A 24,189-nucleotide genomic window follows, 5' to 3' on the forward strand; every position below is an offset into this window, starting at 1 on the left:
TAATAACTTTAGTTCATCCATTAATTTTTACCCAATTAAAACCATTTTAAATTGAAAATTAAAAAAATCCTAGTAGCCAACAGAGGTGAAATTGCAATCAGAATTTTTAGAGCTTGTACAGAGATTAGTATCAACACTGTTGGTATTTATACTTATGAAGATAGGTATTCTTTACACCGGTACAAGGCGGACGAATCTTATCAAATTGGAGAAGACAATGAGCCACTAAAACCTTATTTAAATATTGATGCCATTATTAAAGTGGCTTTACAATGCGGAGCAGATGCTATTCACCCGGGTTATGGTTTTCTATCTGAGAATGCTGCCTTTGCTCAAGCTTGTGAGGATAGCGGGATAATTTTTATTGGACCTAAAGTCTCTGTTTTAAAATCACTTGGTGATAAAATAACGGCCAAAAAAGTTGCGCTAGATAATGACATTCCAATTATTCGAAGTAATGAAAAATCATTAACTAGTGTTGAAATTGCGTTATCAGAAGCTGAAAAAATCGGTTATCCAATTATGCTTAAAGCTGCTTCTGGCGGAGGAGGCCGTGGCATGCGTGTAATCAGAAAAGCGGATGAATTGAAAGGAGCTTTTAATGAAAGTAAGCGTGAAGCTTTAAATGCATTTGGAGACGATACTGTATTCTTAGAGAAGTTTGTCGAAAATCCTAAACATATAGAAATTCAAATTGTTGCAGATAATTTTGGCAATACCGTGCATTTATTCGAGCGGGACTGTTCGGTTCAAAGACGCTATCAAAAAGTTATTGAATTTGCGCCCTCTTACGGCTTGACTAATGAAACAAAAGATGCATTATATAATTATGCGATTAAAATATGTAAAGCTGTAAACTATAATAATATTGGAACCGTCGAATTCTTGGTGGATGATGACGATTCTATTTATTTCATTGAAGTTAACCCTCGAGTTCAGGTCGAACATACAGTGACTGAGGTAGTAACCAATATTGATTTAATTAAAACGCAGATATTTATTGCTGGTGATTATAAATTATCAGATGAGCAAATAAAAATAGAGAATCAAGAAGCGATAAAAATTAATGGTTTCGCATTGCAATGTCGTATTACGACAGAGGATCCCCAAAATGATTTCAAACCGGATTACGGCACAGTTTCGGCATACAGAAGTGCTTCCGGTTTTGGTATACGTTTAGATGCGGGAAGTTTGTATCAAGGTGCTAAAATATCTCCATTTTTCGATTCGATGTTAGTAAAAGTAACAGCGAATAGTAGAACATTGAATGGCGCGAGTAGAAAAATGCGTCGTGCTTTAGCTGAGTTTAGAATTAGAGGTGTAAAAACGAATATGCCATTCTTAGACAATATTCTAAAACACGAAACTTTTAGAGAAGGTAAAGTTACGGTTAACTTTATTAAAGCCAATCCTGATTTATTTGTTTTTAAAGCGCCGAGGAATAGAGCGACAAAATTGATTACCTATTTAGGGGATATTACAATCAACGGGAACCCAGATGTTAAAAAAATTGATCATTCTAAAACCTTTATAAAACCAAAAGTTCCAAAATTTGATGCGAATGCTGCTTACCCTGAAGGAACGAAAGATTTGCTCACAAAATTAGGACCTGAAAAATTTACGCAATGGTTATTGAATGAGAAAAAAGTCCATTTTACGGACACTACCATGCGTGATGCACACCAAAGTTTATTAGCGACGCGTATGCGTACCTATGATATGCTAAAAGTAGCTGAAGGATATGCTAAAAACCATTCCGACATATTTAGTATGGAAGTTTGGGGCGGCGCTACTTTTGATGTTTGTTTGCGATTCTTACAAGAGAATCCATGGGAGAGGTTACGTTTATTGCGTAAAGCGATGCCAAATGTGCTTTTACAAATGTTGATCCGAGGATCAAACGGTGTAGGCTATAAAGCTTATCCAGATAACCTGATTGGTGAATTTGTAGAACAGTCTTGGGAGAATGGTGTGGATGTTTTCAGAATTTTCGATTCATTGAACTGGATGAAATCTATTGGACCATGTATTGAACATGTTAGAACGCGAACAGGAGGTTTAGCTGAAGGATCGATTTGTTATACCAATGATATTTTGAATCCCGAGAACAAAAAATACAACCTAAAATATTATGTCGATCTAGCAAAGGAAATTGAAAATGCTGGTGCACATATTCTAGGTGTAAAAGATATGGCTGGATTATTAAAACCTTATGCAGCTTACGAATTGATTTCTGCTTTAAAATCAGAACTTAAAATTCCAATTCATTTACATACGCACGATACATCCTCTATTCAATCAGCGACTTATTTAAAAGCTATTGAAGCTGGTGTAGATGTTGTAGATGTTGCACTAGGTGGTTTATCTGGTTTAACTTCTCAGCCGAACTTTAATTCGATTGTAGAAATGATGAAATTTCAAGACCGCGCAAGTGATATTAATATTGATTCTTTGAATGAATATTCTAATTATTGGGAAAATGTTAGAGACTATTATTATCCTTTCGAATCGGGCTTAAAAGCAGGTTCTGGTGAAGTTTTTAAACATGAAATTCCAGGTGGGCAATATTCGAATTTAAGACCACAAGCTCGTGGACTAGGATTAGAGGAAAGGTTCCACGAAATCACAAAAATGTATGGCGACGTTAATATGCTTTTCGGAGATATAGTTAAAGTTACGCCGAGCTCTAAAGTGGTTGGAGATATGGCACAATACCTTGTTAGTAATAACCTAACGATTCAGGATGTACTAGAACGAGGAGAAACAATGTCCTTCCCTCAATCTGTCGTTGACTTATTTAAAGGTGATTTAGGACAACCAGTAGGTGGATTTCCAAAGGATCTTCAGAAAATAATTCTGAAGGATGTAAAACCATTCACCGACAGACCAAATGCGCATATTCCCCCATTGGATATAGATAAAGAATTCAAAGCTTTCAAAAAAACATTTGAGAATAGTTTAAGTAGAAATATAGATTATACAGACTTCCTTTCTTATCAACTTTATCCAAAAGTTTTTACAGATTCGTACAACCAACATTTAAAATACGACAGTCTTATTAATTTGCCGACCAAGAACTTCTTTTATGGAATGGAAATTGGCGAAGAGATTATTGTTGAATTAGATAAAGGAAAAACACTCTTAATTACTTTAGATTCGAAAAGTGTGCCGAATGAGGAAGGAATTGTTACGGTTTATTTCAAATTGAATGGCCAAGGTAGAAGTGTCGAAATTAAGGATACTTCTATTAAAGTTGACAAGGTTGAAAATGTGAAAATTGACAAGACTGATCCAAATCAAATTGGTGCGCCTTTACAGGGGATGTTGTCAACTATCCTTGTTAAAAAAGGAGAAAAAGTCACAAAAAACCAACCCTTATTTATAATCGAAGCCATGAAGATGGAAACAACAATTACTGCCGCAAATGATGCTACAGTGAAGAAAATTGTTCTAAAATCTGGTTTAATGGTGAATTCTGAGGATTTAGTAATTGTATTAGAATAATGAACGCTCAGACTGTAAAAAGTCTCGTTCTATAAAAAGCATATTTAGCTATTATTGACTTTAATTTTTATTGGAGTTAATAATAGCTATTTTTGTTTGCTGATATCTGAACAATGACGCACGACTTAGAAGATTTAAAATCTGGAAAATTAATTGGCACCAAAAGACTGAAGCTAGCCTGTGGCTTAAAAGAGTTTCCAGAAGAAATTTATACACTTGCTGATACTTTGGAAATTTTGGATTTATCAGACAATCAATTTTCAGAACTGCCTGAAAATTTTATAAAGCTTAAACATTTAAAAATTCTGTTTTTTGCACGGAATAATTTCACGGTGTTCCCTCCTATTCTCGCTAAGTTTAAGAACTTAAACATGATCGGTTTCAAGTCGAATCAGTTGAAAACGGTTCCAGAAAATGCCTTTCCTCCTAAGTTAAATTGGTTGATTCTAACAGATAATCAAATTGACAAACTACCTAAAAGTATTGGTGATGCTCACTTGCTTCAAAAATGTGCTTTATCGGGTAATAGAATTGAAGAATTGCCCGATGAAATGGCGAAGTGTACGAATTTAGAACTCCTACGTATCTCTGCGAATCAACTACAAGCAATTCCAGATTGGTTATTTGAATTACCTAAATTATCATGGATAGCATTCAGCGGGAATCCGGTTTCACATCACATTCAATTCGAGGATGATTTAACGGCATTCGATTGGAACGAATTTGAAGTTGAAGAATTAATTGGGGAAGGTGCTTCCGGTTTCATTTCTAAAGCAAATTGGAACACAAAAAACAGACCTGTTGCAGTTAAAGTTTTTAAAGGAGATGTCACGAGTGATGGATTACCAGAAGATGAAATGGAAGTCTCAATCGCAGCTGGATCACATCAAAATTTAATTCCTGTTTTAGGTAAAATAAAAAATCATTCTGAAGGTAAAAGTGCTTTAATCATGGAGCTTATATCTACGTCTTATATTAATTTAGGATATCCTCCAAGTATGGAAACTTGCACAAGAGATGTATTCGAAGAAGATGTTACTTATAACGGAGACGAATTATTAAAGATGGCCAAAGGAATGGCTTCGGTTTGTGCACAGCTACACGCTAAAGGCATCAACCATGGAGATTTATACGCACATAATATTCTTATTGATGAAAAAGCTGAAAGTTTTCTAGGCGACTTTGGTGCGGCATCATTTTATAATAAGGAATCAAATCTTGCTGCAAAGATTGAACGGGTTGAAGTTCGTGCTTTTGGTTGCTTAATCGAAGACATCTTAGGACTGATTCCTGAACATAAAATCAGCATTGATTGGAGAAAGGAATGGCAAGCGTTAATTGTTGCATGCTCGCTACCGAACGTTCAATCACGCCCAAACTTTGAAGAGATTGAAAAAAAATTGGCTCAATTTGAATACAAAAAATAAAGGAGTCAAATTATCCTTTCTTTTTTAATTTTTCTATTTCATCGAGTACAGCATTCGCTTCCGCCGTTTTAGCATCACTCAAAGTTCTATTTGTAGTCGATAATTTATACGCTTCTTCAAGTAATTTCTCATACTTTTTATCTAGTTTTTCAACTTCCGATTTCTTTTTAAATAATCCAAACATTCTTATTTATTTTAAGATTTATTAGTCATTATCAATATAAAAAAAGCAGTGATAGTGTCCTGTTAAAGGTAAACATATTATTGATGCGAATGCTGTTGAATTATTTTCGTTTTAAGTCTTTAAGCTTTGCCGATCTTTTGAGAGGATAGACTGGGCGAAGAGAGCGGCTGCGCTGCAGCGTTTTGATTGCGGCGGGTTGTTTGTTAGGTAGACGGAGAGGGCGGCTGCGCTGCAGCGCTTTGGTTACGGCGGGGTTGCTTTGGGATATGGAGAGAGCGGCTGCGCTGCAGCGCTTTGGTTACGGCGGGGTTGCTTTGGGATATGGAGAGAGCGGCTGCGCTGCAGCGTTTTGGTTACGGAGCCTTTGTTTGATGGGGGACGGAGAGGACGGCTGCGCTGCAGCGCTTTGGTTACGGCGGGGTTGCTTTGGGATATGGAGAGGGCGGCTGCGCTGCAGCGCTGGAGAGAAATAGTAATAACTAATTTCATAAATTATAGGCATCGCTACAGCGTAGCGAAACATCAATAACCTCGACACGCAGTGGCTCCGACTTGCTACAGCGTAGCAATATCTTATGGCACGATGGGGCCAAATAACAATTATACATCATCAAAAATATACTCCTTTTTATATTCAACTTCATAATGCTCTAATAAAGCTATATACTCTTCCTTAAAACTCTTTTTCTTGTGATGTTCTTTTTGATTTTCAATATACTTAATTACATATTTCACTCCTCTTTGACTCACGGTAAAGCCCCCAAACCCTAACTGCCATTCGAACTTTTTATTTAGGAACCCTTTCTCATTTACCCATTTCGATGAATGACTCTTGACGTCCCTAATTAAATCTGATAAATTACAATCTGGTTTCGTCCCAATCAGCAAGTGTACGTGATTTTGGACACCATTAATTATCATCAATTTTTGATTCCGATTGGTGATGATACCTGTCATATATTTATGTAATTCAACCTCCCAGTCTTCAGCAATTAAACACCTGCGGCTTTTAACGCAAATTACAATATGGAAATAAAGTTGTGTATAAGTGTTTGCCATATACTTAATTTTAACACTCAACCATTTGGAATACACTTTAGATTGTGAGACAAATACTTAAACGATCCTTGGGTTGAGATCATTAATGTTCTACGAGTGATTAATATAGTGTTTTTTTATCATAATCATCTATAAACGAATCATTAAGTATATTCTAAATTCATTTTTTAATAAACAAAGGTGAGGGAACACTTCACTACTTCACCGGAGAGAAATAGTAATAACTAATTTCATAAATTATAGGCATCGCTACAGCGTAGCGAAACATCTATAACTTAGACACGTAGTGGCTCCAACTTGCTACAGCGTAGCAATATCTTATGGCGGTATGGGAGCAGTTATCAAGTATACATCATCATAAATATGCTCTATGAACAAAGACGAAGGCACACCACTACTCTTCCCCCTCGTCTAAACCTAATACATCCTTACCTAAATCAGGAAGGGTTTGCTCGGTTGTTTCTTCCAGCACTGACACTTGCTTCAGTTTGCGTTCGATCGCTCTCGTTCGAATGCCCATCACATCATCTAATTGGTTCAGACCGGTTTGAATGTTTTTCTGCGCTTTTTGCATCATACCTCCAAAATTTTTGAATTCCTTTTTGACTTCACTTAACACAGTCCAAACTTCACCACTTCTTTTTTGAATGGCCAATGTTTTGAACCCCATTTGAAGGCTATTTAATATCGCAGCTAATGTTGTCGGACCGGTCACTATAATCTTATAATCTCTTTGTAAAACATCGAGTAAGGCTGACTTTCGAACGACTTCAGCATAGATCCCTTCGAACGGTAAAAACATGATTCCAAAATCGGTCGTATTTGGTGGATCGATATACTTTTCACTGATATCTTTCGCCATCTTTTTGATGGTATTGTCTAATTCTTTTTGCGCAATTAGAATATTATTATTGTCTCCTTCATCATAAGCGTCTTGTAGTTTTTCATAAATATCTTTAGGAAACTTCGCGTCTATCGGCAACCAAACAACATCATTCGTTTCATTTTTACCTGGCAATTTTATTGCAAATTCAACCGTTGCAGCACTGTCTTTTTTTGTTTTCACATTTGCTTCGTACTGATCGGGTGCAAGAATTTGCTCCAACAACATCGCCAATTGCACCTCTCCTATTCCTCCACGCATTTTAACATTACTCAATACTCTTTTCAGACCGCCAACATCAGCAGCTAAATTTTTCATTTCACCAAGTCCTTCTTGAACAGATTTAAGCTGTTTTCCGACAGTTTCAAAAGATTGACTTAATCGATCATTGATCGTTTTCTGTAATTTTTCATCCACCGTTTTCCGCATTTCATTCAACTGTTCGGTATTGTCCTTTCGGATATCTTTTAATTGATTTTCAACAGCTACTTGAACCTCTTTTATTCGTTTTTCAGCAACCAAGTTTATTTCAATCTGCTGTTTACTAAAATCATCGAACCTGGTCTGCAATAATTCATTTAAACGATTGGTATTCGAATCAAAACCTGACTTGAAGTTCTCTAATGATTTTGACAATTCCTCTCGTTGATTTTTTGCAGAATGATTTTGCTCTTGTCGATTTCTTTGGAATTCATCCTTTAAGGTTCTTTCGGTCTTTTCAAGCGTATTGTCAAACTTAACCAAGGCGTTTTTAGTTTGATCATCATCTCCTGTGCGCTGTTTCGAAAATGTCAGCCAAATATTAAAGGTAACGAGAATGATTAAAATGATTAAAAAAATAGTTTCCATACACTGCTTATATTATTAATAATGAATGATTTTTGTTCATCTGATGAAATACCTCCAATCAAAGTAGTAGTATAAACGATTTTATTGAGACTTGTTACTTGAAGCGCTACCACCAAACAATAATAAACTCGGAATAAACGTCGTTGTCTTTTTGCCAACAAAGCGGTGCTTGCAGTTCTTCCATACAAGTGATTAACCAAGTTTCTACACCATCAAAATTGGTCCAATTTTCGTTTTCGTCGGGTGAGATTCCCCATTTTTTTTTAGACGGAATATGATATGTTTTGTTTGAATTATCTAATCTTTTGAATGTTTCAAAATCTAAATAATAACCTTTTATCGCTTTTTCATAAACGGGACTAAACCGGCCTTTAAATTCGAATGGAACGAACAATGAAACCAATAAACAAAGTGATTGCTGAACTTCATCTATTTCAATCTGATCGAATCTCGAACGGGCGTTTGGATCGTACAATAATGGAAACTGTTTGCGTTTTAATTTAGTTAATTTCTCAATTAACGAATCATTTCTATTGGGACCAATCCAGTTATTGATAACATCAGAAGAAATAATCGGATCGAATAAGTAAAACTTATATGCCAATTCCAAATGTATTACCTGATTTGAGGCTAGATCTTTAATTATAAAATCAATTTCACCTATCGTTTTTTTATCTTCTATTAACTGAATATTTTCATACAATATTCTAAAATTTGTGGATGACTTGATTAATTCTCCTACCACTTTTTCTACTAAATGCCCTAACCTTAAATTCGTTGGTAATTCAAATGACAATAAAGATGGCAGCTTTAACGACGACAAATTAAATGTCCTTATGCCTGTTATAGAACTATCCAAATTATGCGCTTTTAAAACAGATGCTATCCGTGACTTATTCTCCATTTTAATCGATTTCCCTCCACACTGTTTTAGCGGTCGCACAGACTTTCCCTGTCTCTTCAATTTTCATTGTATGCAGGTAAGAAATATCATCCCCGTCAGTAATCGTTTTGGTTAATAATAGGATGGTTTGACCATAATGTGCTTCGGCAATAAATCTCCCATCTATTGAAATCAAATAATAGCTATCAGTAATAGCTAAAGGAATTGTTTCTATCAACCATTGCAGGTAACGAATATTGTTCAGGTGTTTGATGATATCCGTGTCGAATCGATTTATTTTGAATTTTAATTGGTAATCGGGAGATTCAACCGCTTTAATTTTTTTCGCAATATTAGCCTCTAAAGAAACCTCTTCACAACTCCCCCATTTTTCAATAATCTCATCGATTAATGCAATCGGCCGTCGTTTTTCTATATCAAAAAATGCCCACATCCCTTTCGCCCTTCCGATGATATTTTTATCCTCATCATATATCAAATTCTCTCGTGTGCCTTTAATTAAGGAATAGTCAGATAACCAGGTTCGAATTGTAATCTTTTCCTTGTACTTTGGATATCGATCCATTTGCATCATCCCTGAAACCAAAACCCAACCTTTATTCTCTTCTGCCAATTGATATAAACTATGGCCGATTGAAGAACAATGTTCGGCTGCTGTCTCTTCTAAAAGTGTCAACATACTGGTTGGTGAAGCTACTCCAAATTCATTCATTTCGAAATACCTTAATTCGTATTCTTTGTCGAAATAATTTTTCATGATCCTTCCCCTAATTGTTTACTTTATTTAAATTTTCACTCTTTCTATCTAACCCTATAAAGTTACAGTTAAAGGCGGATTTTATTTATTTAAAGTGATAAAATTTATCTTTTATTAATGACTTAAATTCTTCAGTCTCAAATGTCCTATTTTTCTCACTTAAAGCAAAAAGGCAATTTCACCAAACGATTCAAAAATTATAAAAATATCTTTCGACTTGACCATTTTTTTTTTACAATTTATAACTCAACCAGAACGAATAATAATCCTTTTTCTTTTAGCGGATTGAAGATGCTTTCACTTTGCATTTGGAACTCTACCTTTATTAAAAAATAATACTTATGAAATTTGTTTTGTTCTTCGTTTTATTTGGTTCGATCAATCTAATTGCCCAAGATCCTATTGTCTATAATTTGGAATGGCATGAAGAATATAATGGCGGAAAGGTGCATCATCTTATTTCTTTATCCGACCAATATCGACTCAGTGATCACGAAGATTCTTCGGCTGTTCCGACTGACATCATCCGTCCTGAAGAAGGTCCAGCACCCAACTCATTCAAGTTGAAAGGAATTTATCGAAAACGCTGTTTGAATGCTTTAAACATATCTGAAAATGATGTCGTTTATGTCTATGATTATGCGCAAGATAAATTGCTTCGTTTTTATGTGAGAGGATTAGAATTAGCTGCAGTGCTGAGCCACTATTCGAGTGTCGATTACCAGTATCTTTCGCAACGCGATTACAGAATAGGTTTTAAAATAAACCCGAAATATTTGACTGGTTTTAAGCCTTATTATACACATGTTTTAGTGGCCATTGGAAAGACCAATCCATTCACGCGAGGAAAAATGGAAGCCATCAAATGGAAGAAAATTGACAATAATAAATTCCCTACTGAAACCACTTTAATGAACGAAATTAAATATGTAGAAAAATGTATACCTATGGAGACCTATCAATTCGAATTGGACGATATGACCATTTATTTACAAAATATTGGGCTAAACGGAAATTTAAATGGTAGACATATTGCTATCGTCAAATCGAATGAAATAATAACCGAATTTTATTTTAGAGGCTCTGAGGGAGGTTCTCCATCACCATTAAATGGAATTCATCCAGATTACGGCCCCTACGTCTATCAATTTGCGGGGCAATTATTTAAAGATAACCCACCTATGATTTTAGGATTTATGTCTCACTCTTTTGGATGTTCTGGAATTCATTCTATAGAAAAAGAATCACACAGTATTTATATCAATTGTGACAACCGACATTAATAATAGATTCAAACTAAATTCACTCAAATTCCGGCATATCTAAAAGGAATAATTCGACCAGTTTTTCTTTATAATAAGGAGCATCTCCTTCTCCAGCCTCAGCATATTGACCAATTTTCCATTTCACCAAATAAACCTCCGTCGGAACAAAAGGATCAGATTCTTCATTGGCATGAATAGTAACTTCGACTCCTTTTCTATTTTTAAATACCAAAAAAGAATAGTCATAATCAGTATTAAATTCTATCATTTTTAAAGTATCCGTATATATTTCATCGGCATACCAATCTGATTTTTCGGGATGCAATTGCGAAGAGAAGTTTTCAATTTTCTCGCCTTTATTTTCTTCAATTACTGCTACATCCTCCTTCACAGCCGAATCTATTACTTCGACGATAATTTGACTCTGTAACTCCTCTTCAATTGGGACATTTTTTTCAGATCCGTCAGTACAACTAAATAATAAGAGTCCTAAAATATAGATGATGGAATGCTTCATTTTTCTATTTAAAATTTAAACAATATAAGTTTCAAGCTAAATTAAAGAATTTTATTCAAGAGTTTAAAATATTTGAACGGCACATACTTTAAAGGTAGATCAATCCAAGTTGGTGTTATAACGACCCCTCTTTGGTTACTGAAAGCCGAAAAACTTCCCTTACCGTGGTATTTACCCATGCCACTATTACCAACACCTCCAAAAGGCAATTTATGATTCCCAATATGCATTAATGTATCATTGACACATGCACCTCCGGAGGTTGTTTTATACAGCACATTTTTAGCGTTATCATTCTTCCCAAAATAATAGAAAGCCAACGGTTTTTCGTGCGAATTGATATAATTTATTGGTTCTTCAATCTTGTCAAAAGTCATAACAGGAAGAATAGGTCCGAAAATCTCACCTTGCATGACTTTAAAATGTGGAGAAACATGATCAATAATAGTTGGCGTTATGAACCTTTCTTCGGCATCAAATTCCCCACCTAATACTATTTCGCCTTCATGTAATAAGCCGATCAATCGTTCAAAAGCGCGGTCGTTAACAATACGCGGATAGAAACGACTTTCTTTTATATTCTCACCATACATTAAAACAATTTGCTTCTTGATTTCTTGAATCAGTTGGTCTTTTATGGAGCTGTGTGCAAATAAATAATCTGGCGCAATACAAGTTTGTCCAGCATTGATTAACTTGCCCCAAACAATGCGTTTCGCTGCAACTTCAAGGTTGGCATCTGCATCCACAATACAAGGACTTTTACCACCCAATTCTAAAATTACAGGTGTCAAAAATTCGGCTGCTGCTTTCATCACGACTTTCCCAACTGTTGGACTGCCTGTGAAGAACATAATATCAAAATGCTGGGCAAATAATCTGGTATTGGTGTCTCTACCACCCTGAACCAATGAAACATACTGCTCATCGAAGTTTTCAGCGATCATCTTCTCCATCAATTTAGCGATAGTTGGCGTATCAGGTGAAGGTTTTAAAATACTACAGCAACCTGCAGAAATTGCGCCAACCAAAGGATTCATTAATAATTGAAAGGGATAATTCCACGGTGCCACAATTAAGACAACACCTAAAGGCTCACTTATTATTCTACTTTTAGAGGGCATTAACTGAAGTGGAGTTGAAACTCTTTCCGGTCGTGCCCATTTTTTTAAATGTTTAATGTGATAGTCGATTTCCCCCAATACAATACTCGTCTCAGTGATATATGCCTCTTCCGACGACTTATGCAAATCTTGCCATAAAGCTTTCTCAATTTCTTCTTTATTTTGAAGAATGACCTTTTTTAATTTTTGCAATTGTTTCAAACGAAAAGGAATGTCCTTTGTTTGGTGGGTTGCAAAAAATTGGCGTTGCTTGGTATGAAGTTGAATGATACTCTTTTCGTCTGTTTCTTTCATTTCCTTTGATTTATGGGGTACTTTTTCAAGCGAACGAATAAATACGAACGCGTTTAGGGTACTGTCAAAGGTAAGCTTTCTAAGCTATTCTATAAAGATAAATAGAGGAAACAAATGATCTTATTGACTTAAAACATTGTCAAACAAAAACCTAATAAAGCACCACCAATCACAATAAATGCACTGTTCATTTTCTTGAAGACAAATACGGCAACAATACTAGCAACAGCGATTAAAATAGTACGCCAATCCGTCAAAGTATCTTTCCCCATTTCTATACAAACCGCAATTATAACGGCCACCGCTGCAATGTTGACAGCGTCTAAAAAAGCGCCTATTGTTTTAGATTTTCGCATTTTTGGAATCAATGGATTTAGGATTGCGACGAAAATAAATGAGGGTAAGAAAATGCCAATAGTCGCAGCCAATGCGCCCCAAAATCCATTTAATTGCCAACCAATGAAGGTCGCTGTAGATAAAACAGGACCTGGAGTAAACTGTCCTATGGCCACCGCATCAATCAATTCTTGCCGGGTTAATAAGCCCGTTGCAACAAGTTCTGCATCTAAATAGGCAAAGAGTACATAACCACTTCCATATAACAATGCTCCTACTTTAAAGAAGATCCATAGTGTTTTTAAACTGCTAACTGAGACCGTTAAATTCAATAATATCAGCGGTGTAAAACTATTTAAACTCCCTTTTTTTTGTTTGATGAAATACCAAATCAAGCCCAAAATTCCACAAGAAAATAAGGCGATAATCTCATGTACGCCCAATAAACATGCAAATAAAGTTAATGCACCTAAAATGCCCAATTCGACATTCTTTAATGCTTTTTTACCCAGTCGGTAAACCGCTCCTAAAATAATCGCGATAACAGCTGGTTTGATACCATAAATAAAAGGTTCAACTGCCGGTAACTCGCCATATTTCTCATATAGCCAAGCTAAAACCATTGTAATAACAACTGCAGGAAAAACAAAACAAGCTCCTGCTACAATCAAACCTTTCCAACCTGCTCGCTCATGCCCACAATGCATGGTCATTTCGGTCGAATTCGGTCCTGGAATTAAGTTGGTAGCACCAACTAAATCTAGAAAATGCTGATGTGTCATCCACTTTCTTTTTTTGACCACCTCGTCCTCCATCATTGCAATGTGCGCAGCTGGACCACCGAATGCTATACTTCCCAATTTGAAAAAAAGTAAAGCGACTTCTTTTAAGTTTTTACCCATGATTAATGAACTGTTTAAATTCTATTTTGCTGTTTTTTCTAAAAAATTAACCATTTCAGAGGTTGAATTATTTTTTGCACAAAATTATACAACAATCAGCTAAATAAATGGTCTATTTGAAAAAAGAATGGTCTTAACTATTACTCTTCCGATATCCAATAGGAGTCTCACCGACTTGTCGTTTGAAATATTTTGTAAAATGTGAATGGTCCTTAAATTCAAGTCTGGTTGATATTTCGCTCACTGTGAAATCTGTATACGAGAGCAATCGTTTCGCATCACGAATAATATGTTCCGCTATGGTTTCTGATGCAGAACTCCCGCCCTCTTTCCTACAAATAGCATTTAAATTTTGTGGTGTTGTATTTAATATTTCAGCATAATACATCACTTTATTGGTCAATTTATTCTCTTTACTGAGTAATTCTATAAATTTTTGATAGATCGAGTTGGTTCCTAATTTATTAGAATCGGCCGTTGCAGCTTCGCGTAATTTCCCCAATAATGCCTTTAGGAGTCCTTCAATAACGGGCTTATTCGAACCTTGATCTCTTTGATTTTCGCTCAATAATAAATGAAAGATTTCGACTGCGGTATTGTCTTTTGGAAACAAGCAAGTATATGCGCTCAATTCAGCTATGAGTCGTTTGATATCTTGATCTAATGTTCCTTCAATAAAAGATTTTTTAATGATCAAAACAAAACCTTCAGGTTTTGTTTTGATGTCCCAGAAATGGACCTGTTCTTTGCGAATATTAAAAATTATTGGAGGCTTTATTTCATAAGCTTTAGTATCTATAGTATGCTCACCACTTCCAGCAGTCAAATAAATTATTTCAAAATAATTATTGTGTTTATGTGGAACAGTTTTACGGATATGTTGTCTGAATGGTGCAATTTTGAGTCCCTCAGTCTGCTTTGTTTTATCCTTTATTTCGAGTGGTGATTTCATTTATACCCTTTGATTGATTCAACTGTATTTTTTAACCCACTCCTGTTCAACTTTTGTGAGTTGATTGACATCAGGAAAATAATGCTCATTCGGTATATACCAATCCATTTTTTCAAAATATTTTTGCAATTCAGGGTTCTTAAAAACATACCCACGACGTGCAAAAGGCAAGTTTCTCAATGCTCTTTTTTCAAAATCAGTAGTCGGTTCTGGAATTCGATGCTGATAATAATAAGAAAAGGGTAAATCTTTCGTCTTCTCTTCTTCCCAATTGCAATAAGATGATGTAACGAACAATTCTCCACTTGGTTTAAAGTTCTTCTTCTGGAAGATCAAAGTTCCTTTTTGGATGTGAAATCGGGTTTCTTTTTCATCTAATATTAACACGTTTTTTGACTTACCTATTCCATTGATTAACCAATCGTTTTTATCTGAAAAGAAGGTTTGAGCAATTGTAAATGTTTCGAATTCACCATTGTCAATAATCAATGTAAAATCATCAATTTGTTTATTCCCCCATCTATTTGCAGCAGTTAAAACATATTCGAAATTATAATTATAACAGATACCGCCTGAAACATTATAATTATAGGTATGCTTCACCTTATTTAGTCCTTTTTTAAATTTCATTTGAAAATGATAGACATAATAAAACTCCACATAATTCCCATCTGTACTTCCTTTAAACTTATCAAAATCAATTGATTTTATTGCTCCATTTTCTGCGTAAAGTTCATCACTAACATAAGCAATATCGTAGCTTAAAATTTCATCATTAGATTGCACTGTAAAATCATGCATGAATGGATGTTTACCGTTCTTCATAGCACCATCAACATCTCCTGTTGGTGAAATGGCTTCAAAACCAACTGTCAGTATTTTCTCTTCACCAGGATTAAAAAACTCGTAATAGACCGTGACTTCAATCATTTGATTACGGACTTTTTTTAGTGTAAGAATCTCTTTTTGAACGGCTATTTCAGTTTCGAAAATGGGAATTAATTGATTTCCTTTCGCGTAAAAAACGCCATCATTTGCAAAAGAATAAGTTCCTAATGCAAGACTAAATAATAGGAAGATGTATTTCATATGCTTATTTTAAGATTGATTGGATTAACTAAGCCCTTCAATTAACGCTTCTATTTCTAATTTTAATTGTAGTCGATCATAGGACAAAACTTCCGTAATTTCATCTTCCAAATCTAGTAATTCGATTGATTTTGTGAAATAAAGCATTGCCTTTGGCTTATCATTGCCAGCAGCGTCCTCTCCTATTTCCTTGAGATATTTGGCTAGCGTTTCAAAATGACCACTTGCCAATCGACGGTCTTCTAAGTATTTTTTCAGAGCCGGTTTAGACAAAGTAATCAAATCATGGATTGACAGGTCCAATTCAGATTTTAATTGCTCATTCGAGACAATTATACCTTCACTCCCTTTGCCTATAGACTTGAGTTTTAGAAAATCTGATAGCATTTTGCCCAGTACTTTTCCTAATTGCTCTATTTGATCTTTGATGATATCTCTTTGCTCCATTGGATACGAAGATACAACTTCAGCATTTAAAACAACTTCCCTTTAAGCCTAATATTCTGCCATTGTTACTTGGGGGGTCGATTAAATATCATCTTAAAAAATAAATCTGGAGTGCAGTAAATGAGAGTTTTGTGTATTTTTAGCTAACCATTAATACGGATTATGGAAAAGAACATGACCTATACAAAAATTTCTGAGCTCCCCAGTCCAAAAGGACATCTAATTCTTGGACATTTACCACAATTTAATACGGAGAGTAAACATTTGGTGCTTGAACGTTGGGTGGAAGAATGCGGCGATCTATTCAAAATTAACTTTGTTGGAAAACCATTTATTGTCTCTGCGAATCACGAAATGAATGAACAGATTTTAAGGATGCGTCCAGAAGTTTTTAGGCGATTTAATAAAATCACTGAAATTCTTGAAGAAATGGGTATTCTTGGGGTTTTTAATGCGGAAGGTAAAGTTTGGGAAAAACATCGAAAACCGACCTCTGAAGCGTTAAATTTGAAGAATGTTCGGTCTTTTTATCCAATTATCGCTCAAAAAACAGAAAATCTAATCAAAAAATGGATTGGTTTTGCTGACCAAAAAGAGACTTTAGATGTACAGAAGGAATTGATGAAATATACTGTCGATATTACTACTGCGATTGCTTTTGGGTATGAAATGGATACGATCAATAATAAGTCGGATCAATTTCAACGAGATTTAGAACATATATTTCCCATGATCAACGAACGAATTACTGCTCCTCTTCCAACTTGGCGCTGGATTAAGCGTTCGAAGGATAAAAAATTGGATGCAGCACTCAAATCGATTGAAACAATCATTTATAAATTTATTGATGAGGCGAAAACCCGTTTGGCAAACGATTCGAACAGGAAAGAAAATCCTAGTAATTTTTTAGAGGCTTTGCTGGTGGAGCAAGAAATAGCTGATAAATTCTCGGACAAAGAAATATTTGGTAATGTATTCTCAATGCTGCTGGCTGGTGAGGATACCACCTCGAATTCGATTGCATGGGCTATTTATTATTTGGCACAAAATCCAGAAATTGTATCAAAAGTTCGTTCGGAAGCTAACGCGGTTTATGCAGATCAATTAACTCCTTCAACGGATAAAGACTTAACCCAATTAAAATATGCCAATGCAGTGGCACAAGAAGCCATTCGAATGAAGCCAGTCTCCCCTAATTTATATATGGAAGCCATTTCAGATGTGACGATTAATAATTTCTTGATTCCTAAAGGCATGGTCATGATGTTGCAAACAAAAATTGCACAAACAACTGAGGCAAATTTTTCTAATACAGATTCATTTATTCCAGAAAGATGGATTCGAGGAGGATGCCCGATGCATGAAAATCACAATCCAGAAACAATTAAAGCGTTTGGTGGTGGACCGCGTTTTTGTCCAGGAAAGAATTTAGCCATGCATGAAATGACGATTACTATTTCGGCCATTTGCAAACAATTTGATTTCTCCTTAGCTGTTGATCCTAAAGAGATCATCGAACAATTTGCATTCACAATGTACCCAAAACATTTAAAAGTTAATCTGCAACGAATCTAAAAGCGCGTTTGTATTAAAGGCCGAGTTGGATGCGTGTTTCTGAATTAATAATTTCTCGAACGGCATGCTGATATTTAGTAGGATTCGAAGCCTTTTTGATCGCTTTAAATGTTTTTTGCGGATTGGAAGTTGATTGTGAAAAATATTCCCAAAAACCTTGCATTTTCATCTTTATTGGAGTTGGTCCTGATAAAAACTCATCATATTGTCGATAGATCGTATCATGAAATTCAGAAAAAATAGCCCAACGATTTTCGGGATACACTGTCGTATTATTTTTGATCATACTCGGCAGAAAAGGATCAGCAATTAAACCTCTCCCAATCATAAAATGATCGATACTTGGGAATCGTTCTTGAATCGCTCGAAACGCTTCTACACTCGTAATATCACCGTTATAATAGAGTTTATGTTTGGTGCTGCTGATACATTTTTCAAAAGCATCCAAATTCACAGCCCCTTTGTATAATTGTTTGCCTATTCGCGCATGAATGGCGATGTTTTTCAATGGATATTGATCTAAAATAGGAAAGGCATCTAGAATTTCTTCAGCATTTTCATATCCCATTCTCATTTTCATGGAGACAAGGATATCAGTCTCTTTATGGGCTTTATCCAAAACCTCATCAATTCGAGAGGGATTACAAATTAGACCCGAGCCCATTCCTGACTTTGTCACCATAGGATAAGGGCAACCAAGGTTCCAATTCAGTTCTTTATACCCAAGACTTTGAACATATTTGGCAACGAAAAGAAATTCATCAGGATCGTTGGTAATCACCTGTGGAATGACCTCTAAGGTTGTATTATTTTCGAGTGCTAAATCGCGTTGATAAGCTGGTTTGATCACCATTTTACCATTCAATCGAATATAAGGTGCGTAAAAAGTATCTATTCCACCAAAAAAATGATTGAGCGCGTTGCGGAATCTGAAATCAGTAAAACCTTGTAAAGGTGATGAAAGTAATGTGGCAGCCATCTTATTGTTTAGTTGCGCAAAGATAGAATAATTGATTGATGCCAGTTTAAAAGTAAGAAATGAAGATTGAATTAACTCAAAATGGTCACAACGATTTTAGAATGGTGACAATTGAAATTCATAATGTTGGATATCGTTTCCCGGCGTGTAATACTTTACATAAAGTTCATCTTTTTGCAATTTGACAATATACCATACTCTTCGCTCAATATCATATTCTTCCAGAATAGTATTGTCTTCAACTTTTATTTCTACAACATGTTCGTTCGTATAGATTTGCTTTTTCTTTCCGAAAAATTCCCAATCACCTTTCGTTTCAACCTTGAAGACAGCTGTTGGATCAGTTACAGTTGGATCCTCATATATAAATTGATTCATTTCGTATCCCCCATCCTTCGTAAATTCAATTGAACCGTTGAGCCATTCTGGTGTGACATCTAATTCATAATTTGAGGTGTCATCAAATACAACCAAAGCTTGATCAACTTTCCATTTTTGCGCTAACCTATTTTTTTTCGATTTTAAACTTGGAGCCCCTTCGTCATACTTGGTGCAAGCGCTTTGTGTTGATACGATAAGACAAAATAAAAATAGAGGTAAATATTCTAATACTTTCATAGTATTAAAACGTTGAATAGAAGAAAATTATTGTTTGCTAATGCTTAAACAATATTAAACGTATAATCAAAACAAAATTAAAGTATTGCTCCACCAGGGGTAGAAATTTCGCCAGTAGAAATTGTTTCAATTGGCACCATAGAAGTCCTAAAAGCACTCATGTCGATTTCAGTATAATTAACCGAAACTGCTTTTTTAAAGATTTGTCCTACTTTGCAATTAATAATGATTTCTTCGACAATATTGGCTTTGATAAAAGCATCAAATTCTTCATCGAAATCTGTATCAACGATTGTAATTCCTATTTTACTAGCGGTTGCATAATCAGTTTCAATGATGTCTGATTCGGATTTAAGTACATACTCATTGTCCTTTGTTTTGAATGTCAATTTACACCCTCCCATAGTCTTCAATAGAATTGGACTAATAAATGTAAATTCTAAATAGTTAAATCCATTTAGACTGGTAGCTTGAAGATAAACACAAATCTGACTATTCGGATCTTTTGCGATAGCCTTTCGACTTGAAGACAGCTCATCAATTTTAGCCAATAAGTTATTTTCAAAGTCTTTACTTAATCCTGTTTTCATCATTGATTTTAGCTTAATATTGAATAATTTGAATCCTAAAGATAATAATTTGGGTCGTTTTTATTGTGATTGAGTACTAAATTCTGTTGCTTATGATGTTTTATATCTATTGACTTAAAACAAGTTGATTAAAGAATTTGACAAGGTATGCTAAATCATCTCGTAGTAATCTGCCATCGTCGGACATCAGACCTAAAATCTTATATTCTTCTGAGTTATGTGAATACACTTTGATGATGCCATGAAAACCTTGTTTTTCAGCCGAATCAATTTCAAAATCAAACTTATCAATGTAATGACTTTTTAATTCAATGATATCATCACCTTTTATTTGTATGATACCACGACTTAAAATAGATGAATTTTTATTCGATTCAATCAACCTTCTTACTGTGAAAAAACCATAAATACTCGCAAGTAACATGGCAGCGACAATGAGAAGCACTTTAAAATCAGCCATTCCATTTGTTAAATTAAAAATGCCTATTCCACCAGTAATTATCAATAAAAAAAGTGGAATTCCAACATAAATTGCTATTATTCTCAATTTATTAATTCCTCCTATTCTCAAACGATTTGTAATGCCGTCATAATCGAATTTGACATTTAGTCGATCCAATTTAAGTTCTGTTGTATTCCAATTAATATTTGTCATATCATAAATAATACATTTAATAATTACACGTCAACTGCGGCGTGAAAAGGTTGTTAGTCATTTAAGGAAACTATTTTTAATGTTACAACCCTATTGCCTAAGATTGATTCATTCCGCTCAGCGCCATCGAGAACACCTTGTTGCACGTTATCACCTAAGTTATGGCTTGCTATCCCTTTGTTAAAGACAATAAAGTGTTCTTTTGAAATGCCTTGATCAACGTAATATTTAACTACTTCCAAAGCTCTTTTTTTATCAATATTTATTGCTTCATTTTCACTTCTAAATCCAGTTAGTTCGACCTTGCCATTTGGATATTCACAAAAAAATAATTCTAAAAAATATAGGTCCTCTGAATTTACAGATTCAAGTTTAAAACTATTTTTATTAAATGAAAAAATGGGAGATAGAATTGGTCCTTGACAAATGTTCATTCGCTTTAGGTTTCTAATTATTCGTGTATTTGCATTTAAATTGTACGTATTAAATACATCTGGCGAAATATGAGCAATACTTCCACTAGCTGAGCTCACTTCAATCTTGTATGTATGATCCGGAAGAATCCATCTTGAGCCATCTGCTTTATTTTTCAATATTATTTCACCTGTAATGTCTAATACTTCTTGAAAAATTAGAATAGAATCTTGGAATAGATAGATCGAATCCTTCATCTTTTCATTACAGTGCTCTTCTGGTTCAATTTGTATTAATAATTCAATAAGATAATTTTGATTATCCTTCTGAGCAATGGCTCCTAGAGTCATAAACACAATTGAAAATACTGCTGAAAAATTCGAAAGGTTCATTCAATTATTTTATTCACATTATACTATAACGACCTATGAGTTAATAATTCTGCTGCGTAAACCTCGTAAAGACAAATCCGCTTATTATCCTTTTCATGTTAGATTTATTACATCTAGTATTCAATTGAAGTAATCCTTAAAGTAGAATTAGTTCAATTTGATAATTTTTTCATCGTAAGATTTAGAATCTGGAGATATTATTTTTGCATTATACGTGCCTGTTGCGAGTACGTTTAAATCTAATTTTATCTTGTTGTCACCTACAATTACCTCAAAATTAATTGATTCGACAAGCTTCCCATCGACGCTATAAACTAAAAATTGTCCGATTCCATTTTGTGCACTATTCATTCTGAGCATCGTCTCATCCGTAACCGGATTGGGATAAATTGAAATTGTCTCAACGTCACTAAAATAAACAGAAACAGGAGAAGTATAAGTATAACTCCCATCAAAATCTACTTGTTTCAGGCGGTAATAAGAATAGCCAAGATAAGGATCTCGATCGTATGCTAAATACTTAATCACGAGTGATGAATTACCTGCACCATCCTTAGTCAGAATAGGCTCCCATAATTCTCCATCCAAGGACCGTTCTATATCAAAATAATCATTGTTAATTTCGGAAGCCGTCACCCAAGAGATTTCAACATAATCATTATCGATTCCTTCAGCTTCAAAACTCAATAATTCAATAGGTACCAAGGTCCCACAATCCCATACCATAAGTGTTTGTGAGGTATCTATACATGCAGCAGTGGTTAAAATGACAAAATATTCAGCTTCGTCCATTGGCGTATAAGTCTCGGTTGTATCATCTACAAGTGCTACACCATCTTTATACCATTGATAGGAGTCAAAAAAATCAGCTAAATAAAGACTATCCGCAGGTAAACAAGGCACCCCTCCTACTAAATTACTTGACGATAGTATAATATTAGGCGATGCACCAAAACCAGAATAATAACCTGCAAATCCAGCGTTTCCATTAAAACCAAAAAAACCTACAGCCATCGCATTATCCGAAATAATATCTGCGTCGCCAGTTAAACCAGTAATATTATAAGTCTCCCAAGTTCCATCAGAACCATCTACCAATTCTGGTCCAAAAGAAGGGTCAACAGCTAAGCCATTTACCAATACTGTAGAACCTCCAACGGTAACAACAACTAAAGAACCTGTATATGAATCTGGACCTATCTTATCAATATCCGGTACTAAATCAACAGAATTAGGTAAAAAGCAACTAACAGGTGGAATAAAATTCAACCCTCCTGTGGCAGTAGAAGAAGAGCCTCCTAGAGGTTGATACATATAAAAGTTTTTTGAGCCTGTCACAAACATGTTTTCATGCAAAGTTCCTGAATAATTCGCTTCTGGTATAGAGAAGAAATCACCAGGAGAAGCTAAAGTTACTATTGGCACTGCTGAGCCATTAACAAATATTTCTGTACCACCTTCAATTGCGACAACCAGCGGTTCCTCCATGTCATTACTCCCATTTCCACGTAAAAGCACGTATTTATCACCGAGTCTATCAGCTGGTACTATTTGATCTATACCTAGGTCTTGCGTATTCGTTGGTGCCGTTATTGATCCACACATATTCCCAGTATTCACTACAATGTCTCTATTGGAAACTACTTTCGCTCCAACGAATCCTTGTCGATTAGCAACCACATTCGTATAACCTGTAAAAATATAACTTTCACCTGCATCTAGATTAATATTCATTACATTATCTGTATGGTCAGCACCTGCTCCATTTTTAAATATTACACCTGGATCATAACCTGAGACAGTAACTGTAGTACTATCTTCTGTTGCCATTACACTTGCGATAAAGGACCTTGTACTATTTTCAGCTAATTGCGGCATGGACCCCAAATAGAATAATTTTCCAAAAGCCGCTCTTCCTTTCGCGGTAGCAGAAGCTGCTTGATTATTATCTGTAACCCTAAAGTTGCAGTAGAATTCTGAATCGGCAGATGCAATAATCCCACTAGCTTTCAAAACCCTTCCTACACTATCACTCTTTACTAATAATTCTGTTGATGGACTTTGCCCGTTCCCAATATAAACCGCAGTTGGTGAACCTGATGAAATGGTTGGTGTGGCAACAACTCCGCCTGCTCCATCTCTGATTGTCACAGTAAATTCAGCCCCTTCAGGTGTACTTAAATATAAATAATGTTGCTCAACTTGAGCATTTGCACGTGCATGCATTGGCGGCATATAATGTATCGTATCCAATTGACATAAAGCATTGTTATTAAAACAGTTAATAAGGATTACGAACAAAAATAATATTATAGATTTCATAATAAGGCTACTCTGTTAGGTATTCAATTTATTCGTTTTATACTTCTACTTTATTCTTTATCAACATCCTCACAATAAAAGTACTGTAAAAATAAAAATTTAAAAAATATCTACTCCCAACCTAAAGGTTTAGTTTTCAACATTGGGAACT

General features: G+C 35.0%; 21 protein-coding genes. 4 read left to right on the forward strand and 17 right to left on the reverse strand.

The annotated features are described in order from the left end of the window. The first annotated feature begins 51 nt into the window (after positions 1 to 51). The gene (locus T367_RS0109460; protein WP_027419625.1) at positions 52 to 3,504 is read left to right on the forward strand and encodes a pyruvate carboxylase; all 3,453 of its coding nucleotides are present in this window, start codon (positions 52 to 54) and stop codon (positions 3,502 to 3,504) included. Positions 3,505 to 3,617: 113 nt separating this feature from the next. Then, positions 3,618 to 4,931, forward strand: coding sequence for a leucine-rich repeat-containing protein kinase family protein (locus tag T367_RS0109465; protein WP_027419626.1), 1,314 nt, complete (start codon positions 3,618 to 3,620; stop codon positions 4,929 to 4,931). A gap of 10 nt (positions 4,932 to 4,941) precedes the next feature. On the opposite strand, the gene T367_RS24890 is transcribed toward T367_RS0109465, so the two are convergent. The 5 genes from T367_RS24890 to T367_RS0109495 form a co-directional block, all read right to left on the reverse strand. Continuing rightward, complete coding sequence (locus T367_RS24890) at positions 4,942 to 5,115, reverse strand: Lacal_2735 family protein (protein ID WP_035843155.1); 174 nt, start codon at positions 5,113 to 5,115, stop codon at positions 4,942 to 4,944. Between the two features lie 600 nt (positions 5,116 to 5,715). Continuing rightward, positions 5,716 to 6,174: an IS200/IS605 family transposase gene (gene tnpA, locus T367_RS0109480; protein ID WP_027419628.1), complete on the reverse strand. Its 459-nt coding sequence runs from the start codon at positions 6,172 to 6,174 to the stop codon at positions 5,716 to 5,718. A 394-nt stretch (positions 6,175 to 6,568) separates the two neighbouring features. Continuing rightward, entirely contained in the window at positions 6,569 to 7,906 is a 1,338-nt protein-coding gene (locus tag T367_RS0109485; protein WP_027419629.1) for a DNA recombination protein RmuC, read from the reverse strand. 106 nt (positions 7,907 to 8,012) lie between these two features. Further along, positions 8,013 to 8,810, reverse strand: a complete 798-nt coding sequence (locus T367_RS0109490) for a DUF1853 family protein (protein ID WP_051568473.1) — start codon at positions 8,808 to 8,810, stop codon at positions 8,013 to 8,015. 1 nt (position 8,811) lies between these two features. Beyond that, positions 8,812 to 9,567 (reverse strand): acyl-[acyl-carrier-protein] thioesterase, encoded by a 756-nt coding sequence (locus T367_RS0109495; RefSeq protein WP_027419631.1) that lies wholly within the window; start codon positions 9,565 to 9,567, stop codon positions 8,812 to 8,814. A 341-nt stretch (positions 9,568 to 9,908) separates the two neighbouring features. Between T367_RS0109495 and T367_RS0109500 the strand changes: the two genes are divergently transcribed. After that, positions 9,909 to 10,850, forward strand: coding sequence for a hypothetical protein (locus tag T367_RS0109500; RefSeq protein ID WP_027419632.1), 942 nt, complete (start codon positions 9,909 to 9,911; stop codon positions 10,848 to 10,850). A gap of 19 nt (positions 10,851 to 10,869) precedes the next feature. On the opposite strand, the gene T367_RS0109505 is transcribed toward T367_RS0109500, so the two are convergent. The 6 genes from T367_RS0109505 to T367_RS0109535 form a co-directional block, all read right to left on the reverse strand. After that, on the reverse strand, positions 10,870 to 11,349 hold the full coding sequence (locus T367_RS0109505) for a hypothetical protein (RefSeq protein ID WP_027419633.1): 480 nt from the start codon (positions 11,347 to 11,349) through the stop codon (positions 10,870 to 10,872). A gap of 41 nt (positions 11,350 to 11,390) precedes the next feature. Beyond that, positions 11,391 to 12,767 (reverse strand): aldehyde dehydrogenase, encoded by a 1,377-nt coding sequence (locus tag T367_RS0109510; RefSeq protein WP_027419634.1) that lies wholly within the window; start codon positions 12,765 to 12,767, stop codon positions 11,391 to 11,393. 128 nt (positions 12,768 to 12,895) lie between these two features. Beyond that, positions 12,896 to 14,005, reverse strand: a complete 1,110-nt coding sequence (gene chrA / locus T367_RS0109515; protein ID WP_027419635.1) for a chromate efflux transporter — start codon at positions 14,003 to 14,005, stop codon at positions 12,896 to 12,898. 133 nt (positions 14,006 to 14,138) lie between these two features. Then, on the reverse strand, positions 14,139 to 14,957 hold the full coding sequence (locus tag T367_RS0109525) for an AraC family transcriptional regulator (RefSeq protein ID WP_027419636.1): 819 nt from the start codon (positions 14,955 to 14,957) through the stop codon (positions 14,139 to 14,141). Between the two features lie 18 nt (positions 14,958 to 14,975). Then, positions 14,976 to 16,046, reverse strand: coding sequence for a YARHG domain-containing protein (locus T367_RS0109530; RefSeq protein WP_027419637.1), 1,071 nt, complete (start codon positions 16,044 to 16,046; stop codon positions 14,976 to 14,978). A 24-nt stretch (positions 16,047 to 16,070) separates the two neighbouring features. After that, a complete protein-coding gene (locus T367_RS0109535) occupies positions 16,071 to 16,493 on the reverse strand; it encodes a hypothetical protein (RefSeq protein ID WP_027419638.1) in 423 nt (140 codons plus the stop codon). 162 nt (positions 16,494 to 16,655) lie between these two features. Between T367_RS0109535 and T367_RS0109540 the strand changes: the two genes are divergently transcribed. Next, positions 16,656 to 18,068 (forward strand): cytochrome P450, encoded by a 1,413-nt coding sequence (locus T367_RS0109540; RefSeq protein ID WP_027419639.1) that lies wholly within the window; start codon positions 16,656 to 16,658, stop codon positions 18,066 to 18,068. Positions 18,069 to 18,081: 13 nt separating this feature from the next. Here the strand turns inward: T367_RS0109540 and T367_RS0109545 are convergent, their stop codons facing one another. The 6 genes from T367_RS0109545 to T367_RS0109570 all read right to left on the reverse strand — a co-directional run bounded on the left by T367_RS0109545 (position 18,082) and on the right by T367_RS0109570 (position 24,038). Next, the gene (locus tag T367_RS0109545) at positions 18,082 to 19,047 is read right to left on the reverse strand and encodes a tRNA dihydrouridine synthase (protein WP_027419640.1); all 966 of its coding nucleotides are present in this window, start codon (positions 19,045 to 19,047) and stop codon (positions 18,082 to 18,084) included. Between the two features lie 96 nt (positions 19,048 to 19,143). Next, positions 19,144 to 19,665 carry a hypothetical protein gene (locus T367_RS0109550; protein ID WP_027419641.1) on the reverse strand — a complete coding sequence of 174 codons (522 nt, stop codon included), beginning with the start codon at positions 19,663 to 19,665 and terminating at the stop codon, positions 19,144 to 19,146. Positions 19,666 to 19,742: 77 nt separating this feature from the next. Continuing rightward, positions 19,743 to 20,258 (reverse strand): hypothetical protein, encoded by a 516-nt coding sequence (locus tag T367_RS0109555; protein ID WP_027419642.1) that lies wholly within the window; start codon positions 20,256 to 20,258, stop codon positions 19,743 to 19,745. Positions 20,259 to 20,361: 103 nt separating this feature from the next. Further along, the gene (locus T367_RS0109560) at positions 20,362 to 20,910 is read right to left on the reverse strand and encodes a hypothetical protein (protein ID WP_027419643.1); all 549 of its coding nucleotides are present in this window, start codon (positions 20,908 to 20,910) and stop codon (positions 20,362 to 20,364) included. 53 nt (positions 20,911 to 20,963) lie between these two features. After that, complete coding sequence (locus tag T367_RS0109565) at positions 20,964 to 21,716, reverse strand: OmpA family protein (RefSeq protein WP_027419644.1); 753 nt, start codon at positions 21,714 to 21,716, stop codon at positions 20,964 to 20,966. Positions 21,717 to 21,863: 147 nt separating this feature from the next. Then, positions 21,864 to 24,038 carry a T9SS type A sorting domain-containing protein gene (locus tag T367_RS0109570; RefSeq protein WP_084274366.1) on the reverse strand — a complete coding sequence of 725 codons (2,175 nt, stop codon included), beginning with the start codon at positions 24,036 to 24,038 and terminating at the stop codon, positions 21,864 to 21,866. Positions 24,039 to 24,189: the final 151 nt, after the last annotated feature.

Source organism: Crocinitomix catalasitica ATCC 23190, assembly GCF_000621625.1.
Classification (GTDB): domain Bacteria; phylum Bacteroidota; class Bacteroidia; order Flavobacteriales_D; family Crocinitomicaceae; genus Crocinitomix; species Crocinitomix catalasitica.

Coding starts and splice junctions, on each gene's coding strand:
- T367_RS0109465 (WP_027419626.1), top strand. CDS start 3,618: ATGACGCACGACTTAGAAGATTTAAAATCTGGAAAATTAATTGGCACC.
- T367_RS24890 (WP_035843155.1), bottom strand. CDS start 5,115: ATGTTTGGATTATTTAAAAAGAAATCGGAAGTTGAAAAACTAGATAAA.
- tnpA (WP_027419628.1), bottom strand. CDS start 6,174: ATGGCAAACACTTATACACAACTTTATTTCCATATTGTAATTTGCGTT.
- T367_RS0109485 (WP_027419629.1), bottom strand. CDS start 7,906: ATGGAAACTATTTTTTTAATCATTTTAATCATTCTCGTTACCTTTAAT.
- T367_RS0109490 (WP_051568473.1), bottom strand. CDS start 8,810: ATGGAGAATAAGTCACGGATAGCATCTGTTTTAAAAGCGCATAATTTG.
- T367_RS0109495 (WP_027419631.1), bottom strand. CDS start 9,567: ATGAAAAATTATTTCGACAAAGAATACGAATTAAGGTATTTCGAAATG.
- T367_RS0109500 (WP_027419632.1), top strand. CDS start 9,909: ATGAAATTTGTTTTGTTCTTCGTTTTATTTGGTTCGATCAATCTAATT.
- T367_RS0109505 (WP_027419633.1), bottom strand. CDS start 11,349: ATGAAGCATTCCATCATCTATATTTTAGGACTCTTATTATTTAGTTGT.
- T367_RS0109510 (WP_027419634.1), bottom strand. CDS start 12,767: ATGAAAGAAACAGACGAAAAGAGTATCATTCAACTTCATACCAAGCAA.
- chrA (WP_027419635.1), bottom strand. CDS start 14,005: ATGGGTAAAAACTTAAAAGAAGTCGCTTTACTTTTTTTCAAATTGGGA.
- T367_RS0109525 (WP_027419636.1), bottom strand. CDS start 14,957: ATGAAATCACCACTCGAAATAAAGGATAAAACAAAGCAGACTGAGGGA.
- T367_RS0109530 (WP_027419637.1), bottom strand. CDS start 16,046: ATGAAATACATCTTCCTATTATTTAGTCTTGCATTAGGAACTTATTCT.
- T367_RS0109535 (WP_027419638.1), bottom strand. CDS start 16,493: ATGGAGCAAAGAGATATCATCAAAGATCAAATAGAGCAATTAGGAAAA.
- T367_RS0109540 (WP_027419639.1), top strand. CDS start 16,656: ATGGAAAAGAACATGACCTATACAAAAATTTCTGAGCTCCCCAGTCCA.
- T367_RS0109545 (WP_027419640.1), bottom strand. CDS start 19,047: ATGGCTGCCACATTACTTTCATCACCTTTACAAGGTTTTACTGATTTC.
- T367_RS0109550 (WP_027419641.1), bottom strand. CDS start 19,665: ATGAAAGTATTAGAATATTTACCTCTATTTTTATTTTGTCTTATCGTA.
- T367_RS0109555 (WP_027419642.1), bottom strand. CDS start 20,258: ATGATGAAAACAGGATTAAGTAAAGACTTTGAAAATAACTTATTGGCT.
- T367_RS0109560 (WP_027419643.1), bottom strand. CDS start 20,910: ATGACAAATATTAATTGGAATACAACAGAACTTAAATTGGATCGACTA.
- T367_RS0109565 (WP_027419644.1), bottom strand. CDS start 21,716: ATGAACCTTTCGAATTTTTCAGCAGTATTTTCAATTGTGTTTATGACT.
- T367_RS0109570 (WP_084274366.1), bottom strand. CDS start 24,038: ATGAAATCTATAATATTATTTTTGTTCGTAATCCTTATTAACTGTTTT.